The sequence below is a fragment of the Undibacterium sp. RTI2.2 genome, assembly GCF_035018705.1.
Taxonomy (GTDB): domain Bacteria; phylum Pseudomonadota; class Gammaproteobacteria; order Burkholderiales; family Burkholderiaceae_D; genus Undibacterium.
Window position 1 is genome coordinate 1 of the sequence record NZ_JASJXN010000059.1, and the last position, 18611, is coordinate 18611.

At 47.0% G+C, this 18611-nt stretch carries 13 protein-coding genes; 5 read left to right on the forward strand and 8 right to left on the reverse strand.

Annotation, left to right across the window (positions count from 1 at the left end):
* The first annotated feature begins 585 nt into the window (after window positions 1–585).
* Window positions 586–3255 carry a TonB-dependent receptor gene (locus QN395_RS19740; RefSeq protein ID WP_322120571.1) on the forward strand — a complete coding sequence of 890 codons (2670 nt, stop codon included), beginning with the start codon at window positions 586–588 and terminating at the stop codon, window positions 3253–3255.
* A 142-nt stretch (window positions 3256–3397) separates the two neighbouring features.
* Here the strand turns inward: QN395_RS19740 and QN395_RS19745 are convergent, their stop codons facing one another.
* From QN395_RS19745 to rpmH, 7 genes are all read right to left on the reverse strand, one after another.
* Window positions 3398–4336, reverse strand: coding sequence for a LysR family transcriptional regulator (locus tag QN395_RS19745; RefSeq protein WP_322120572.1), 939 nt, complete (start codon window positions 4334–4336; stop codon window positions 3398–3400).
* Window positions 4337–4363: 27 nt separating this feature from the next.
* Window positions 4364–5134, reverse strand: coding sequence for a class II glutamine amidotransferase (locus QN395_RS19750; RefSeq protein ID WP_322120573.1), 771 nt, complete (start codon window positions 5132–5134; stop codon window positions 4364–4366).
* Window positions 5135–5433: 299 nt separating this feature from the next.
* Window positions 5434–6912 carry a tRNA modification GTPase gene (locus tag QN395_RS19755; RefSeq protein WP_322120574.1) on the reverse strand — a complete coding sequence of 493 codons (1479 nt, stop codon included), beginning with the start codon at window positions 6910–6912 and terminating at the stop codon, window positions 5434–5436.
* Window positions 6913–7075: 163 nt separating this feature from the next.
* Window positions 7076–8761, reverse strand: coding sequence for a membrane protein insertase YidC (gene yidC / locus QN395_RS19760; RefSeq protein ID WP_322120575.1), 1686 nt, complete (start codon window positions 8759–8761; stop codon window positions 7076–7078).
* A gap of 7 nt (window positions 8762–8768) precedes the next feature.
* Window positions 8769–9131 (reverse strand): membrane protein insertion efficiency factor YidD, encoded by a 363-nt coding sequence (gene yidD / locus QN395_RS19765; protein WP_323492763.1) that lies wholly within the window; start codon window positions 9129–9131, stop codon window positions 8769–8771.
* Between the two features lie 10 nt (window positions 9132–9141).
* The gene (locus QN395_RS19770) at window positions 9142–9543 is read right to left on the reverse strand and encodes a ribonuclease P protein component (protein ID WP_322120577.1); all 402 of its coding nucleotides are present in this window, start codon (window positions 9541–9543) and stop codon (window positions 9142–9144) included.
* 72 nt (window positions 9544–9615) lie between these two features.
* On the reverse strand, window positions 9616–9750 hold the full coding sequence (gene rpmH / locus QN395_RS19775) for a 50S ribosomal protein L34 (protein ID WP_061535510.1): 135 nt from the start codon (window positions 9748–9750) through the stop codon (window positions 9616–9618).
* A gap of 623 nt (window positions 9751–10373) precedes the next feature.
* On the opposite strand from rpmH, the gene dnaA reads away from it, so the two are divergent.
* From dnaA to QN395_RS19795, 4 genes are all read left to right on the forward strand, one after another.
* Complete coding sequence (dnaA, locus tag QN395_RS19780; protein ID WP_322120578.1) at window positions 10374–11768, forward strand: chromosomal replication initiator protein DnaA; 1395 nt, start codon at window positions 10374–10376, stop codon at window positions 11766–11768.
* A gap of 317 nt (window positions 11769–12085) precedes the next feature.
* Window positions 12086–13192: a DNA polymerase III subunit beta gene (gene dnaN, locus QN395_RS19785; RefSeq protein WP_322120579.1), complete on the forward strand. Its 1107-nt coding sequence runs from the start codon at window positions 12086–12088 to the stop codon at window positions 13190–13192.
* 330 nt (window positions 13193–13522) lie between these two features.
* Window positions 13523–16030 (forward strand): DNA topoisomerase (ATP-hydrolyzing) subunit B, encoded by a 2508-nt coding sequence (gyrB, locus tag QN395_RS19790; protein WP_323492765.1) that lies wholly within the window; start codon window positions 13523–13525, stop codon window positions 16028–16030.
* Between the two features lie 380 nt (window positions 16031–16410).
* On the forward strand, window positions 16411–17112 hold the full coding sequence (locus QN395_RS19795; protein ID WP_322120581.1) for a DUF3334 family protein: 702 nt from the start codon (window positions 16411–16413) through the stop codon (window positions 17110–17112).
* Between the two features lie 58 nt (window positions 17113–17170).
* Here QN395_RS19795 and QN395_RS19800 read toward each other — a convergent pair.
* Window positions 17171–18611: hypothetical protein (locus tag QN395_RS19800; RefSeq protein ID WP_323492766.1), on the reverse strand; the 1441-nt coding region annotated here is incomplete at its 5' end.

Below are 18611 nucleotides of genomic sequence, written 5' to 3' on the forward strand. Positions count from 1 at the left end.
AAAGCATCATTTTATTTTTTAAAAATTCAACCTTTGCTGAAACGGCTCTGATTAAGGCTGTCATGCAAAGGTCTCAAAATAAATGAAATGTTTTTTGTAACTTACTAATACAAAATGCATCTTATCGTACTAGGCCTTGCTATTTTTTATCTTAAAAATCTCGTCAAAAACTCCATCTTTTCATTATTCTTTTACCACTAAAAATAATAATTAGTTTGAAGATAATTCCAATTTAACTATATAAAAATACGTTTTATCTTATAAATCCATCGAAATTAAGAATTTTATTCTTAAAAAAATTGTGAAAACAAATCATAAAAAAAACTTTCTGAAGGCTAAAAAAATCAGGTAAATAATAAAAACTGTATCTGAAATGTAAATAATGCGTTGTATTTTTGGATGTTGTTTGCAAGTACGTTTATTGACAGCCTTCTTGCAGAAATGCTCCCATGCTCCATCAAGAAATTTTGGCAAATTTATTTACATATGGATGTCAAAAAACTTGGTTTTATTTACAAAATATCGTACGAAAAAAGTTTAAGAAGTTGAAAAATTCGTACTTCAACCGTCCTTAGGAGTTTAGCAATGATTAAAGAAAAAATTCTGGCGCAATCCGTCAGAGTCTTATTTTCGGGCAGCATCGCGGTTGGCTTGGGTTTATTTGCACACCCAGCCTTCTCACAAGAAGAAGCGGCGCCGCAGCGTGTTGAAATTACTGGTTCGTCGATTAAACGTCTGGCAGCAGAGAGCTCTTTGCCAGTTACTGTAATTAAGGCAGATGACTTTGTTAAACAAGGTTTGACTACGGCCGAGCAAGTCGTTAATTCTCTGGCGTCAAACCAAACCCAACAAGGCGGTAGCCAAAGCGTTGGCCTATCCACTGGCGGTGCGTCACAAGCAGATTTGCGTGGTATTGGCTCCAACAAAACTCTGGTGCTGTTAAACGGTCGTCGTATTGCCAATCATCCTTACGATGGCGCAACCGTCGATCTGAACATTATCCCGATTGGTGCTCTCGACCGCGTAGAGGTATTACGTGACGGCGCATCCGCGATTTACGGTACCGATGCGATTGGTGGTGTCATTAACTTTATTACCAAGCGTTCAGTAAAAGGCGTTGAACTGACAGCAGAAACAACCGCACCGCAAAAATCAGGTGGCACTGAAACACGTGCGAACTTGCTGGTAGGATACGGTGATCTGGATAAAGACGGTTTCAATATCTTTGGTGTGATTGATGCACATAAACAAAATTCATTAACGGCAACTCAGCGTGATTTTTCCAGCACTGGCATTATCCCTAACAGAGGTTTGAACAAAACCAGCGGTAATACTCCGTCGGCCAACTTCTATGACAATGGCAGCGGCAATGGCGGCAATATCTCTTTTGCCAATGGTTGCGATCCGGTAAACCACTCCTTCCCAAAAGCATCTAATGGCACCTGCCGATATGACTATACGTCTCAAGTAGATGATATCCCTGAAACTAAGCAGATCAGTTTCTTGGGTAAAGGTACTTTCAAACTCAATGCTGACAATAATGCGACCGTAGAATATTTGCATTCAGAATCGACCAACATCAACTCGGTTGCTGCTGCACCTTTGTATGATGGAGAAGACGCTGCACTGACTGGATTGCAAGTGCCTGTTGGTAGTAAATATTATCCAGGTGGTAGCGGCGGTGTAGCTGCTTTTCCTGGTCTGACTGGCCCTTTGAGTATTAACTGGCGTCCTTTAGAAGTTGGTAAGCGTACAGAAAAAGACGTGAGCAAATCTGATCGTTTTCTGGCAGGTCTTGAAGGTACTATTGGCGCATGGGATTACAAAACGGCTTTCGTCTATACACAAGGACAAGCCTCTAGTACCTTAACTCACGGTTACACGAGTGACAACGGTATTTTCAAAGGTGTTACGACTGGCTTATTAAATCCATTTGGACCACAAGATGCTACTGGTACAGCCTACTTAAATAGTATTCAACTGGTCGGCCAGACTCTGTCCGGCAAAACTACTTCTACTGGTGTTGACATCAAAGCCAGTCGTGAGTTTGGCGCCCTGGCTGGTGGTGCGATGGGTATTGCGTTTGGTGCAGAAGCACATCAAGACAAAGCCAACTATGACGTCAACACTGCAATTGCATCGCAGGCAGCCAGTACCGGTTTAGCAGATTCAAAAAGCATTGCAGGACAGCGGAATATTGAAGCCGTATTTGCTGAATTTGATGCCCCGTTCACCAAAGAATTAGAAATGCAATTAGCAGGTCGCATGGATAATTACAGCGATGTCGGCTCAACATTCAATCCAAAAATAGGTTTGCGTTACCAGCCAACGAAACAACTCTTGTTCCGTGCGTCAGCCAATACAGGTTTCCGTGCTCCTTCTTTGTATGAGAAAAATGCGCCGACAGTCGTAAGCAATACTGCAGATTCTTATGATGATCCAAAGTTGTGCCCAGGCGGCGTTGCAGTACCAGGCGCTAACCCTAACGTCGTATGCCAAGCACAGCAAAATATACAAAGTGGCGGCAATCAGGCGTTGACGCCAGAGAAAGCTAAAAACTTCACAGTAGGTCTTGCGTTTGAGCCAACGCCAGAACTGACTTTGACCGCTGACTATTGGAATATTCACTTAACCGATAGTATTGGTACATTGCCAGAGGCAGTGATATTTGGTAATCCAACTAAGTATGCGAATTTGTTTGTACGTAATGCGGATGGCACATTGGCCTATATTTCTGCGACCAATTTCAACTTAGGTGATACCAAAACAGACGGTATTGATGTGAGTGGTACATGGCGTTTGCCTAAATCTTCTGCTGGTAACTTCGTGTTATCGATGGAAGGCACTTATGTACGTCGTTACTCCTATCAAACTGAAAAAAACGGTGCCTGGACAGAAAACGTCGGTACTTTTGCAGACAATGGCCCGGTTTTCCGCTGGAAGCATACGTTGAATTTGTTGTGGAATAACGGTCCATGGACTGCCACATTGTCAGAAAAGTTTTTGTCCGGATATCATGACCAAAATGGTGTTGCAGACCAATATGCACAAGACGTAAAAGCGTATTCGGTATGGGCACTCACAGGCTCTTACAGTGGCTTTAAAAACTTGACGCTAACCGCTGGTTTGAAAAATCTGTTCAATACCAATCCACCGTTCAGTAACCAAGGTATTACCTTCCAACAAGGATACGACCCACGCTACACAGATCCATTGGGACGTGCTTTGTACTTACGCGCTACTTATAAGTTTTAATCACGCTGAACGAAGAACTTAGTTCCGAACCTAGTTCAACGCTTTATTAAGCAAGTAGCAAAATAAAAGGCCACACAGAATTTATTTTCTGTGTGGCCTTTTTAGATTGTGTGAACGGCGCTATCTATATCTGGCGCAAGGCTTATGCGCCAGATCGTCCCATCGCCTCCTTAGACGAATCCGACACCATCTTACGCAACCATTGCACCTCTGCTGCCGCATGTGAACGTTCATGCCACAGCATAAAGAAACGCATTTTTGGCATCTCTACCGGCATAGGCAAAATCGTAATTGGCCATTGCCCGACAAAGTGCATGGCGAAGCTACGACTAGTGGTAAAAATCAGATCCGTACGCGACAGTACATCCGGTACCATGCCAAAGTAAGGGATCGTCATTTGTATGTTTCGCTTTAAACCTTGATCAGCCAGAGCGCTGTCAATGATGCTGCGATGTCCCATCATATAAGGGGTGGGCGCAAGGTGCGGCATCTCTAAATAGTATTTAAGCGATAGACCTTTTTTTACGATCGGATGCTGGTTATTGACCATGCAGACCAAGTCATCCTCAAATAAATGCGCTAAATGTAAGTGCGGTGGCTGGTCTGGCCAGTTACCGATGACGCAATCTAACTCGCCGTTTTCTAGCGCTGACGCATAATCAAATCCTGCATTCAGCGAATGAATGACCAGACCGGCATTGGGCGCTTGTTCGCGTATTTTCTCCATGATCATCGGGATCAGCAAAACGCTTAAATAATCCGGTGCGCCGAGGTGGAATATACGTTGGCTTTGTGCGGCAACAAAACTGGGCGCAGAATGTGTGATGCTCTCCAGCACGCTAAGTCCCTGCTTTGCCAGCAACAATAATTCTTCGCCGCGTTCGGTCGCTGTCATCCCGTTTTTGCCACGCACTAATATCGCGTCGCCGGTAATGTCACGCAAGCGCTTTAGCATATTGCTGATTGCGGGTTGCGATTGTCCCAACTTCATGGCGGTGCGGGTAACGCTGCGCTCGGTCAGCAAAGTATGCAAGACGCGCAGTAAGTTGGTATCGAGGTGGTCGCTAGGCCGATTGCTCATGGTCGTAAAAATAAAAAAGACAAATTATCATGCGGCATGCACATCACCATCTACAAATACCATCAGCTCACCCGCAGCAAATTGGGTCCAGTTCTCATTCTTGGTCAATGGTTCTGTGACGATCACGGCAACGCGATCTTGTGGCGTGGTCACTTCAGAAAAATCGACTGCGATTTCTTCGTCCGACAAACTGGCGGTGGCAAAAGGATATTTTCTGACGATGTAATGTAACTTGGTAGAACAATGTGCAAATAACGCCTCTCCGTTGGACAGCATCATATTGAAGGTACCGTATTGCGCAATCTCATTGGTGATCTGGCGCATGAACCGGGTAATCTCGGTCATCGATGGCAAAGTCTCACCAAAGCGACGGCGCATTTCTTGCAGCAGATAACAAAACGCCCGTTCGCTGTCTGTTGTACCGACAGGATGGTATGCACCATCTAAGACCGGATGAAAATTTTTCAGGTCGCCGTTGTGCGCAAACACCCAATAACACCCCCAACATTCACGCACAAAGGGATGACAATTTTCTAGTGTGACTTGCCCTTGGGTGGCTTTACGGATATGGGCGATGACGTTTTCAGATTTGATCGGATAACGCTTGATTAACTCGGCAATCGGGGAAGTAACGGCGGCTTGGTGATCGACAAAATGGCGTACACCGTTGCCTTCAAAAAATGCGATCCCCCAGCCGTCTTTATGTTCGTCCGTCCGGCCGCCGCGTGTAGCAAACCCCGTAAAGCTGAACACGATATCGGTCGGGGTATTGCAATTCATTCCTAATAATTGACACATAGTCAGGCGCAATGCTGCGTTACATAAAATCCAAGCTTAGCATCATTGCGCTTGCCTATGCCATCTTGATTGGCAAGTCCCACTATTTTTATGCAGAGATTCTGGCAAACTTGGCAACTGGACTAAGCCACCTAACAAGAGCATTGTTACGCCTGAAAACAAAAATATAGTACGATCAAAACCATATTACCGAATATACTCCCCATCATTTTTTACAAATATGGCTCATTATCCAGCAATTACAAAGACAATTAAATGTACTTACTGGGAGTATATTTAATATTGGCTGCTAACCAAACTTATTTACCGATACAAAAACGGGAAAATATCACACCCAACAAATCATCAGAAGTAAATTCGCCCGTAATGCTGTTGAGCCGGTCTTGGGTTAAGCGTAGCTCTTCCGCAAACAAATCCAGCGACTGATCATTTTGTGCAGCATAGGCGGCAGCAAATTCTAAATGCTCGTTAGCTTGCTTTAGTGCGATCAGGTGACGTTCGCGCGCGAGATACAAGGACTCGCCCGTTTGTTGCCAACCAGCGATGCGGAGTAATTCTTTGCGCAGTAAATCAATGCCGATATGGTCTTGCGCAGACAAATATACGTGGGTGGCATCCGCCATCTGATCGACGCTGGGATGATGGCCGGACAGATCAATTTTGTTCCAGATGCGGATCACAGGCACTTGATCCGGGAAACGCGCCACGATCGCGTCGTCAGCGCGGGTCGGGCCACGGCCAGCATCGAGCAAATGCAAAATGACATCGGCTTTGCTGACTTCAGCCCAGGTACGTTCGATGCCGATACGCTCCACCGCATCAATGCTGCTGCGCGGCGCGTCCTTATTGTGCTCATTATTATGCTGGTCCTCGTGTTCATCATCCTCATGACGAATACCGGCGGTATCGATGATATTAAGCGGGATACCTTCGATATGGATAGTCTCAGTCACTTTGTCGCGGGTAGTGCCTGCGATAGGCGTGACGATAGCAACGTCGTCACCCGCCAACGCATTGAGCAAAGACGATTTACCGACATTCGGTTGACCGGCTAATACAATATTCAAACCCTCACGCAATAAAGCGCCTTGCGCCGCCTGTTTAAATACCGCCTGCAAGGCCGTTTGGATGGCGCTGAGCTGACCACGGGCATCCGATTTTTCTAAAAAATCGATTTCTTCCTCGGGGAAATCCAGCGTCGCTTCTACCAGCATGCGTAAGTGCACAACTTTTTCTACCAACGCATGAATCACTTTAGAAAATGCACCGGACAACGATTGTGATGCTGATTTGGCGGCGGCTTCGGTCGATGCCTCAATCAAATCCGACACTGCCTCGGCCTGCGCCAAATCCAGTTTATCGTTAAGGAAAGCACGCTGAGTAAATTCACCCGGTTGCGCCAGGCGTAAGCCCGTATCTTTGCCCGCTTCCAGACAACGCGTCAGCAGCATTTGCATCACCACTGGTCCGCCGTGCCCTTGTAGCTCGAGGACATCTTCACCGGTGTAAGAATGTGGACCTTTAAAGTAGAGCACGATGCCCTGATCAATCACGCTACCATCCGCTTGCGTAAATGGCAGGTACGTCGCGTGGCGTGGCTTGAGTTGTATCGCTTTTACACCGTTGGCAAATGCGTCCCCAAATAAGGAATCAATCACCGGCCTTAAATCTTTGCCGGAAATACGTACAACACCAATACCACCGCGCCCTGGTGCTGTGGCAATCGCGGTAATGGGCGTGCTGTCGTAACTACTTTGATGATGGCGATGTTGGTTCATGGTGTAATTCTAACTCTGCAAAAAAATACAGGAAAATGGTCTGTGGTTTAGCCTAAATACTACAGGAGTCCATAGAAAAAAAGCCCGTTAAAAAGTCCAAAAAAAAGCCCATGATTAAGATGGGCTTTTTTAACATAGACTTTTGGCTTAAACCTTCAAAACCTTAAGACTTGTGCTCTGGCGGGATCAACTTATTATTAATCACCCATTGCTGGGCGATCGACAAGACGTTATTAACAACCCAGTACAAGACCAGACCCGCCGGGAAGAAGAAGAACATCACTGAGAAAGCCAGCGGCATAAACATCATCATCTTGGCTTGCATAGGATCAGCCGGTTTTGGATTGAGCTTGGCCGTTACAAACATCGAGATTGCATACAACACGGGCAAAATGTACCAAGGATCCGGTGCGGTCAAATCGGTAATCCAGCCCACCCAAGGAGCGCCGCGCATTTCTACGCTGGCTTGCAACACCCAGTACAACGACAAGAAAACTGGCATCTGGATCAGAATCGGCAAGCAGCCACCGAGAGGATTGATTTTCTCAGTTTTGTACAACTCCATCATGGCTTGATTCATTTTTTGCGGCTCGTCTTTATGACGCTCACGCACGGCTTGCATTTTTGGTGTGAGTACTTTCATCTTCGCCATACTGCGATAACCAGCAGCCGACAACGGGAACAATGCCAGCTTGATGGAGATCGTGAAAACCACAATCGTCCAGCCCCAGTTACCCAACAACTTATGGATCAATTCCATGAGCCAAAACATCGGTTTTGCAATAATCGCAAAGTACCAATAATCTTTTACCAGATCCAGCCCTGGTGAAATTTTTTCTAATTTGTCAGACTCTTGTGGACCAGAATACAGACGCGCATCCATACTGACTGTTGCGCCTGGTGCAATGCTGCCCATTGGCAAAATAGTCGCTACCGCATACAGATTATCTTTGACTTTTTCGGTCACGATAGTGCGTGGCGCTTTGTCTTGCGGGATAAAAGCGGACACGAAAAAATGCTGGAGCACGGCGACCCAACCATTGTCTGCCTTGGTTGCGTGATTTGGCTTAGCGTCTGGATTGGCGCTATCTTTTTCAATTTTCTGGAAATCCAGTTTCTGAAAATGGTCCGACTCAGTGTAGACAGCAGGAGCATAAAATTCTCTGGAGGCGCTAAACATGCCGCCGTTTTCTGGCTTGGTACCGTCATGCAATAACTGCAAATACAAAGATGGCGTGATCGCTACCGGAGAATTATTCGTCACGTCATGCTTGACGTCGATGACGTAATCACCTTTTTTGAAGGTATAAGTCTTAGTCAACTTAACGCCGTTCAATTCAGATTCCAGTACCAGTTGCACTTTGTCGCCAGTATCCATCGTGCGCACGCCTGGCTTAGCAGTAAAGCTGGATTTGTGGTTTGGGAAAGCACCACCCATCAGACCAGTTTGAGCCAGATAAGTCCGTTTAGCGCTTTCATTAAACAACACAACGTTCTTGGTGTGGTCGTCTACATCTTTGTACTTGAGTAATTCCAGGCGACTAATCTCACCACCTAAGGTGTCGATATCGGCTTTGATCACATCAGTAGTAATCGTGATGTGCTCATTTTTAACGGCAGCAGCGTCAGCGCCAGTGGCAACACCATTAGCGCTGACGTTGCTAGTGGCAGTGGTGCTGGCAGCAGATGAACCTGATGCAGAAGCGCTGGCGTTTTTGCTCTGCTGCGCCTGGCTAGATGGCGTAAAGGAGAACATAGATGGTTTGCCGTTATGACGCATCCAGTTGTCCCAAAGGATCAACAGCGACATCGAGAAAACAACCCACAGGACGGTACGTTTGATATCCATTTGTGTTTTAGCAGGTAGATTTAGAAGAAGAATCAGGACGTTTTTTTAAAGCCATCATATTGTGATGCTTAGTTGCATGAGTAGCATTTTTGGCATACGCAGCTTGACGCTTTTTAGAACGTCCGTCGGATGTGGGGACGAAACTGTTTTTTTCAGATTTTTGTGGAACTGGATCCACTCCACCCGGATGCCATGGGTGACACTTACATACGCGTTTGCCCGCCAGCAAACAACCTTTTGCAGCGCCATGCTCGCGGATTGCCTCTGCCGCGTAATCTGAGCAGGACGGATAAAAACGGCAATTTTGTCCCAGCATAGGGCTGATAGCGAGTTTGTAAAAACGCAGCAGCACGAGCAATAAAGGTTTCATGGCAGAGATTTCACAGCGCTTCTGCACCGTCGGTAACCAGCAAACGCACTGGCGCAAACAGACGCAAGATCTCCAGCCGCAACTCACGCTTCAGTTGCGCGGTGGTAGCTGGACCTGCTTTGGTATTTACGGGCTTGGACAAGCGCACGATACAATCCACATTGGTCAGGGACGAACAACGAAAAATTTCCCGCGTAACACGCTTAATCGTATTGCGTGTCGCCGCACGCGGCGCAAAACGCTTGGCAGCAACCACGCCCAAGCGCGCGTTTGGCAGCTCGGTCGGTCTTGCATACAAAACAAAATGTGCTGTTCTTTGTACCGGCCGCAAACGAAAAACGGATGAAAATTCATCCGTTTTAACGATGCGCCGAACGCGTGTAAAATCACCACTTGCGTTTACTGATGTCATTGCATTAACCATATTATCAGTTGTGCAACTCATGCCACCAGCCAATACAAGCACTGATCATAGCTGGACAGATCAAGCTGCCAAGCGCTTGCGACCTTTAGCGCGACGTGCGTTCAATACAGCGCGGCCGCCACGGGTTGCCATGCGTGCGCGGAAGCCGTGAGTGCGCTTGCGGCGAACGACGGAAGGTTGGTAAGTACGTTTCATGTTGGTCTCGCTATTTGAGCAAATAAAAAATCGGAATCACGGGTAATGTACGAGTAATGCTTTTATGCGAATTAAAACCAGAATTAAAATTGCTTACTCGCCATTACTTCCCCAAAACCGCTGCTCATGGTGTGTTGCATTTATAACAAACTATGAATGCAATCAACAAAAAGAGGGTAGGGAACCCTGAATTAGACACTACTTTCTGCTTACGTGTCAATCACTTAGCACATTTTTTCGTCTTGTCATAGCGCAGACAAAGTAAACAAATAGGACTTACGCAAAATTGTCCCGGCAAGGCATAGCGACGAAGATAGTACTTTAGTACAACTAGGAGCTACAGCGCAGCTGAGACGGTTTTGCGTAAGTCCTAACAAATTTCCGCATTAGCCTGTGGATAACTCGGGATAGCAAGAGTAAAATAGCGGATTAGTGTGGCATGACCGATTTGCCTTAATGGCAAGATGTTTAATTTGTTTTGCGTAGTAGTATTCATGCAGAATCATTTGCAGGGTTTAGCAAGCAGCAACCAATCTCATTGCTAGGTTAATGACTAAGCAGCGACTCAGCAGCAATTTAACATTCGATAACACGCCGCACATCAGCATCATTAAAGTGACTACATGGAAAATTTCTGGCAAGCCTGCTCGTCCCAATTAGAGCAGGAACTTACGCCGCAGCAGTATAGCGCCTGGATCAAACCACTGACCCCGATCGATTATGAAGACGGCCGGTTGCGGATTGGTGCGCCTAATCGTTTTAAACTGGATTGGGTTAAAACCCAATTCGCCAGCCGGATTACTGAACTGGCAGTGCAATTTTGGGATGAAAATATTGATGTCCAATTTATTCTGGACCCACGCATCAATAAAAAACCGGCTCCCGCTGCAAACACCAGTACAAATCAAAGTAGCGATCCGCGCGAGTCGTCCACTAGCAACAACGACATGCCACCGCAAATACATGATCCGGTGCCAGAATCCACGCCGCGCCGCGACCAAAGCCGCATCAATGTTGATCTGACTTTTGACAGCTTTGTGACGGGTAAAGCCAATCAGTTAGCACGTGCAGCAGCCATCCAGGTAGCAAATAATCCTGGCGTATCGTATAACCCGCTGTTCTTATATGGCGGCGTAGGTTTAGGTAAAACCCATCTGATTCACGCGATTGGTAATCAGATTCTGGTGGACAACCCTAAAGCACGGATTCGCTACATCCACGCTGAGCAATATGTGCGCGATGTCGTTACTGCTTACCAGCGCAAAGGGTTTGACGAATTTAAGCATTACTATCATTCGCTGGATTTATTGCTGATCGATGATATTCAATTCTTTGGTGGCAAAAGCCGCACGCAGGAAGAATTTTTCTACGCGTTTGAAGCGCTAATCGCCGCCAAGAAGCAAATCATCATCACCAGTGATACCTACCCAAAAGAAATCACGGGTATGGACGATCGTCTGATTTCGCGTTTTGATTCTGGTCTGACGGTAGCAATTGAGCCGCCCGAGTTAGAAATGCGCGTAGCGATTTTGCTCAAAAAAGCGCATTTCGAAGGCGTACATTTCTCGGATGACGTCGCCTTCTTCGTCGCCAAGCATCTGCGTTCTAACGTACGCGAACTAGAAGGCGCTTTGCGAAAAATTCTGGCGTACTCGCGTTTTCACGGCAAAGAAATCACGATTGATGTCGTCAAAGAAGCCTTAAAAGATTTGCTATCGGTACAGAACCGCCAGATTTCGGTAGAAAATATCCAGAAGACAGTTGCAGACTTTTTCAACATGAAAGTCGCCGACATGTACTCTAAAAAGCGTCCAGCGAATATCGCCAGACCACGCCAGATCGCGATGTATCTGGCGAAAGAATTAACGCAAAAAAGCTTGCCAGAAATTGGTGAACTGTTCGGCGGCCGCGATCACACCACAGTCTTGCATGCAGTACGCAAAATCACGGCAGATCGCAGCAAGAATCCCGAATGTAATCATGAGCTACATGTGTTGGAGCAGACTCTGAAGGGTTAAGCACTACAAATTGTAGTGTACGCCGTGCGCACCAAAGCAAGCGGCAACGAAGCAAATAAAGTTGATAATGCGCATGGCGCACCCTAGGATTTTAGAAGTACCATTTTTAGACGTCCAATCATTCTGCGGCCTCCACGCGGTTTTTGCCCCAGAAGCCGCAGAATCATTGGACAATGCATTTAAGTTTTTTAAGTCATTACCTTACGGCATTGAAGTTATAAAACTAAGTTACAGAACGAAGTTACTGAATCAAGCCAGAGAAGTAAGCTACAGAAGTGAATCATCCTTTATTAACAAAATTACGCGAGGATATAAACATGCAATTGGTCAAAACTCACCGGGACACAATCCTCCGGCCTCTGCAAATCGTGAGCGGTATTGTCGAGCGTCGGCACACATTGCCGATTCTGGCCAATATCCTCATACGCAAGGACGGCGAAAAAGTGTCTTTCTTGTCGACTGACATTGAAGTGCAAATCACCACCCGTGCCGATATCGGTTCGGGTGGCGAGAGCATTGCCACTACCGTCGCTGCGCGTAAGCTGCTCGATATTTTGCGCGCACTGCCGGACGACAATGACATCGTCCTCAAGCTCGACAATAAGAAGATGACTGTGCAGTCAGGCAAATCGCGCTTCTCTTTGCAAACTCTGGCGGCAGAAGAATTCCCTACCGTCGCACAAGCAGAACACTTCAACGCCAGCGTTAGCCTGCCGCAAAAAACGCTCAAGCACCTGTTTAACATGGTGCACTTCTCCATGGCGCAGCAAGACATTCGTTATTACCTGAATGGTCTGTTGCTCGTGGTCGATGGCAAAAACGTGATTGCCGTGGCGACCGACGGTCATCGTCTGGCGTATTGCCAGGTGGAAGTCGAACAAGAATTCCCACGTCAAGAAGTCATCATCCCGCGCAAAACGATTATCGAATTGCAGCGTTTGTTAGAAGACAAGGACGATCTGGTGCAACTCGACATCGCCAACAATCAGGTCAAGCTGACGTTTGCTGATATTGAGCTGATTTCCAAATTGGTCGAAGGCAAATTCCCAGATTTCAACCGCGTAATCCCTAAGGGTTATAAAAACAATTTCACCTTGGGTCGCGAGCAATTGCTGCGCTCCTTGCAACGTGCCGCCATTATGACCAGCGACAAGTTCAAAGGCGTGCGTTGTGTAGTCACACCGGGCAGTATGCAAATCCTGTCCACCAATGCCGATCAGGAAGAAGCAGTAGAGGAAATTGAAATCGATTACGGCGGCGACAGTGTCGATATCGGCTTCAATGTTACCTATTTGTTGGATGTGTTGAATAACCTTAAAGTCGATCAGATCAACCTCGCCTTTGGTGACTCCAACTCATCCGCATTAATCACCATCCCAGACAACGCCGATTTTAAATACGTCGTTATGCCAATGCGGATTTAGTGCGAAAGAGTGCTAAAGCTCCCCAGCCGCATGCAGCCTAATTACTGAATGCGGCTGGGGAGTGAGGGAGATTAGGTAATCCGGATTTACACAAATTCCGCTATGGATTTCAAAGTGGTTTGTGCCGGATTTATTCAAGTGATATGACGAATTAAGTTGATAACTAAGTTGATAACTAAGTTGACGAATTAATTTGACTCACTAAGTTGACTAACTAAGCGCCCTCATCCCAGCCCCGCATTCAGCAATGACGCTGCTTGCGAGTGGGAACTAAAACTCCAGATCAGTTAGTACGTTAGAACAAGTAAGACCATAATAAAGAAGGTAACCATGTCCGAGAACACCCAAGACAACACCCAAGACAACACTCCAGCGCAGCCAAATGCTTATGGCGCGTCCTCAATCCAGATACTGGAAGGTTTGGAAGCCGTGCGTAAGCGCCCCGGCATGTACATTGGCGATACATCGGACGGCACCGGTCTGCATCACCTGGTATTTGAAGTGCTGGATAACTCAATTGATGAATCGCTGGCTGGTCACTGTACCGAGATCAACGTCACCATCCATGCCGACAACTCCATCTCCATTACCGATAACGGTCGCGGCATTCCGACCGGTATCAAATGGGACGACAAGCACGACCCAAAACGCAGCGCGGCAGAGATCGTTATGACCGAGCTGCATGCTGGTGGTAAGTTCGATCAAAACTCTTACAAAGTCTCCGGCGGTTTGCATGGCGTTGGTGTGTCTTGCGTAAATGGACTGTCCAAATTACTCAAGCTCACTATCCGCCGCGATGGCAAACAATATGCGATGGAATTTGTCCGCGGCGTACCGCAAAACCGTGAAATAGAAACCATCGACGGCATTGTCGTTTCCCCGATTAAAGTCATCGGCGACACCGACAAACGCGGTACCGAAGTCCACTTCTGGGCCGATGAAGAAATCTTCACTCATGTCGAATTCCATTACGAGATTCTGGCAAAGCGTATCCGCGAATTATCGTTCCTCAATAATGGCGTGCGCATCAAACTCACCGACCAACGCACAGGCAAAGAAGAAATGTTTGCCTTTGAAGGCGGCACCCGTGGCTTTGTCGAATACATCAACAAATCTAAAAGCGTCTTGCACCCAACGATTTTCCAAGCCACTGGTGAGCGTCTGTCTGACCAAGGCACCAACATCACCGTTGACGTTTCCATGCAATGGAACGACGCCTACAACGAGCAAGTTTTATGCTTTACCAATAACATCCCACAACGTGACGGCGGCACCCATCTGACTGGCTTGCGCGCAGCGATGACCCGCGTCATTAATAAATATATCGAAGAACACGACTACGCTAAAAAAGCTAAAGTCGAAGTCACCGGCGATGATATGCGCGAAGGCTTAACCTGCGTCTTGTCCGTCAAAGTACCTGAGCCAAAGTTCAGCTCACAAACCAAAGACAAACTGGTTTCCAGCGAAGTCCGCGGCCCGGTAGAAGAAATTGTCGCCAAAACTTTATCCGACTATCTGCAAGAGCGCCCTAACGACGCCAAAATCATTTGCGGCAAAATTGTAGAGGCCTCACGCGCGCGCGAAGCAGCTCGCAAGGCCCGCGAACTAACCCGCCGTAAAGGCGTCATGGACGGCCTAGGCTTATCCGCTAAACTCGCCGATTGCCAGGAAAAAGACCCTGCGCTGTGCGAACTGTATATCGTCGAAGGTGACTCCGCAGGTGGCTCCGCCAAGCAAGGCCGGGATCGTAAGTTCCAGGCGATCTTGCCACTGCGCGGTAAAGTTCTCAACGTAGAAAAAGCCCGCTTTGAAAAAATGCTCTCCAGCGAACAGATCACCACTCTGATCGCCACGCTAGGTACCAGCATCGGCCCAGACGAATTCAATGTAGAAAAACTGCGCTACCACCGCATCATCATCATGACTGATGCCGACGTCGACGGTGCCCATATCCGCACCTTGCTACTGACCTTGTTCTATCGCCAGATGCCACAACTGGTAGAGCGCGGCCACATCTACATCGCCCAGCCACCTTTGTACAAAGTAAAAGCTGGCCGCGATGAGCGCTACCTCAAAGATGACTCTGAAGAAGCCAGCTATATGATGACCGTTGCCTTGACTGGCGCATCGCTCATACCAAGCACAGGCGCAGACCCGATCACGGGCGAGCCACTGGCAGAACTGGTACGCCAATACAATCTCGCCAACGCCATCATGACGCGCCTGACCCGCATGATCGACCGTGCCGCTCTCACCGCCATCATGACCGGCGTCACGCTCAAAATGGACACGGCAGAAAACGCACAAATCTCCGCCACCGCCCTTACCACCACCATCAACGACCCGGCAGTCAAAGCCATCGTACGCACGGATGATTTGTCAGGCACCTTCGGCCTGCGCATAGAACGCATGTACCACGGCAACGTCAAAGTCAGCAGCATCGACGCCGACTTCGTCGACAGCAACGATTACAAAGTATTAGAAAACGCCGCTAACACCTTCCGCGGCCTGCTGGGCGAAGGCTCCTTCATCCGCCGTGGCGAAGGCGAGCGTATGAAAGAAAGCGCCGTAGCCGACTTCCACCACGCCATGCTATGGCTGCGCGACGAAGCCGAACGCGGCGTCAGCAAACAGCGCTACAAAGGACTAGGCGAAATGAACCCAATGCAGTTATGGGAAACCACCATGGACCCAAAAGTACGCCGCCTGCTCAAAGTACAAATCGAAGACGCGATTGCTGCGGATCAGATCTTTACTACGCTAATGGGCGATGATGTAGAACCACGCAGAGCATTTATTGAATCCAATGCGCTGCGGGCTGGGAATATTGACGTTTAACGTAAAAATATAACAATCAAAAAAGCCATCCATTTTTTGGATGGCTTTTTTTACAGATATTGGTTTTGACGAGCACACCATTTTTGACCAGGAAAAAAGATCAATTCAGCAACATACCGTCGTCCATCACAGGCATAAAGCTGCAGCAAATTGCACAGAAAGCGTGAAACAACTGGACGTCGCGTGTCCCATTGAATATTCTTAACTAATTCCATGGATCACCGTGTCCGAGCGCAAAAGCTTGCATGGCGCTCGCCGCACCATCGACGCTGCAAAATGTAGGGCCTGGATCTGGGCAAAGCGATGTACAGGCAATAGCGCACCGCGTACTGGGCGAATAAAACAAAAGTAAATTCAAAAAATACCTTTAGGAGTCGCACATGATTAAAGAAGAAAAAACGGTCGTTTATGGAACCGAAGATCTTTTGACCAGTTTATGCAATTCGGTCACACGCGTATTGAACGTAGCGACGCAAAGCAAGATTCATTACTCTGCCATGGTGCAGCGGGTAACCAAGATCGGTCTGAAGCCTGATATCGGTTGCTTTGTCTTATTTGACGGCGGATTTTCTGGCCTGGTAGTGCTGAACTTTGCTGGCAACGCCGCCTTAGAAATTTATGAGAAATACATGCTAAGCATGGGTATGCCCAAGTCCGAACTAGCCTCCTCATTCAGCTCCGATGAGGTCTCGAATATCTTGGGCGAACTAATGAACCAGATCGTCGGCGATTTCACCGGCAAAGTCCGCAGAGAACTACAAACCAACATCACTCAAAACCAACCCAAAATGCTGGTGCTGAACAAACAAGTCATGCTCAGCGTGGATACTCCACTAGACCGCCCGGAAATCCGCCGCGTGTCCTTCTTCACAGAAAATAATAATATTTTCTATCTGGAACTCGCGATTGACCGCACAGAATTCATTAAATTGCATGACTTCGACTCCAGCGAAATCACCGATCCAGATGCCTTGCTGGACATGGAGCAAGCGGATAAGACTGGCAAAGCAAGCTCAACTCCACCGGCAGCTACCGCCGCCGATGATGCTAGTGATGAACTCTTAAGGTCTTTGGGGATGTAAGTGTCAGAATGACTGCGCCAATTGTCAGACCAGTCGGGACGTACGGGTAGCAATCAACTTAAAGGATCGATTTAAGTTGATTGCTGCCGAGATCAAATATATTTTCAATCACAAACCGCTTTACCTCACTCATCGTATCTGCACGCAACGGTATGCCAAGGATTTTTACTCTGATTTTGCTTTGATTGATTCGATTTAGATACACCGTTTCAGTCACTTCTAGTTCGTTTGATGGATAGCAGAGAATTGCTTTTTTTTCTGCATGCGTATCAAACGATGCGTAGCCCAAAATTTGATGGAGATCGTGGCGATAATCCGTTTTCAATTGTTCGCTGCTGCTGGTTCTATTCAATAAGTGCGATTTGTATTTGGCGTCTATAGTCAGCAAGCTACTATCTTTTTTAAAGATGCCGTCTGGCTCCAGATGGTGTAGCTCCCATGCGTAATGCCGTTTGGAATCGCGAATGATTTTGTAATTAGCGAAAAAGTTTCCGCCGATTTGTTTGGCAACCATGGTGAATATGTGTTGCACAAATTTTTCAAAGACATCAGAAAAATCCACCCGCCATGCTGTACCTAAGTTCCCTTGAAAATTTAAGACGCGGTTAGCTTGTTCCTTGCAGCGTTTGACGACGGGTAGGTCAGATTGGTTCTCGATCAAATGATATGTTTTGAGAGGGCGATGAAAATATAGTTTTTCTTCCAACACGTCAAGTTTTTTCTTGATGCGTAGCTTCAGGCTTACTGGTGTGCGTGGTGAATTGATTTCATTTTTACAGAGGCTAAATACATAAGCGAGCTGCGCATATTCTGCGTGGAATTCTGTCATCACATTGGTGGCAACGGGGTATCGCTGTTGATTCTCCACTTTGAATTGATTGGCGATGTATTTGTTCCAATTCACCTGTCCGACGGGTGCTTGCGCGGTTTTTTCAACACGAGAAAATTTCTGCCAATGCGTCTTGGTGAGTTCGGTAAGACAATCTATAAATTTGACCGCTTCCAAATATAGAGGTGGTCGAAAGTGGTAGCCAGATTTGAGCGGCAGGCTTTCTATAAATTGCGCTTCTATCTGATTGTCTAGCAGATTCAGGATCTCAACATAATCAGCGTAACGATCACGTGCGATAAATCGCGGTACCACAACGAAGTCGCCAATTTGTTTGCCCGTATCTGGTGCGCGTAGCGGGATAGTGCCAACAAATGCGGAAGTTCTAAAACAAAGCGACACGTCTTGATCGATGCCAACGATAGACGGCGTCACGCCTAAAAATTCGAAGGATTTGGCGTTGTAATTGACGAATTTTTGTAAGACTTGCCCGATCAATCTTTTGTCGGCATTTTTAAAAAATGTTTTCTGCAATTCAATACCACTGAACTGTTTGAACTGTTCAGTTAAGCATGGGAGTTCACAGAAAATATCGAGGTTCTTGCAAAACGAAACACCGGAGAGTAATTTTATTGCGAGAAGCGCAAAATAGATGAGAAAGGAGCGGCCA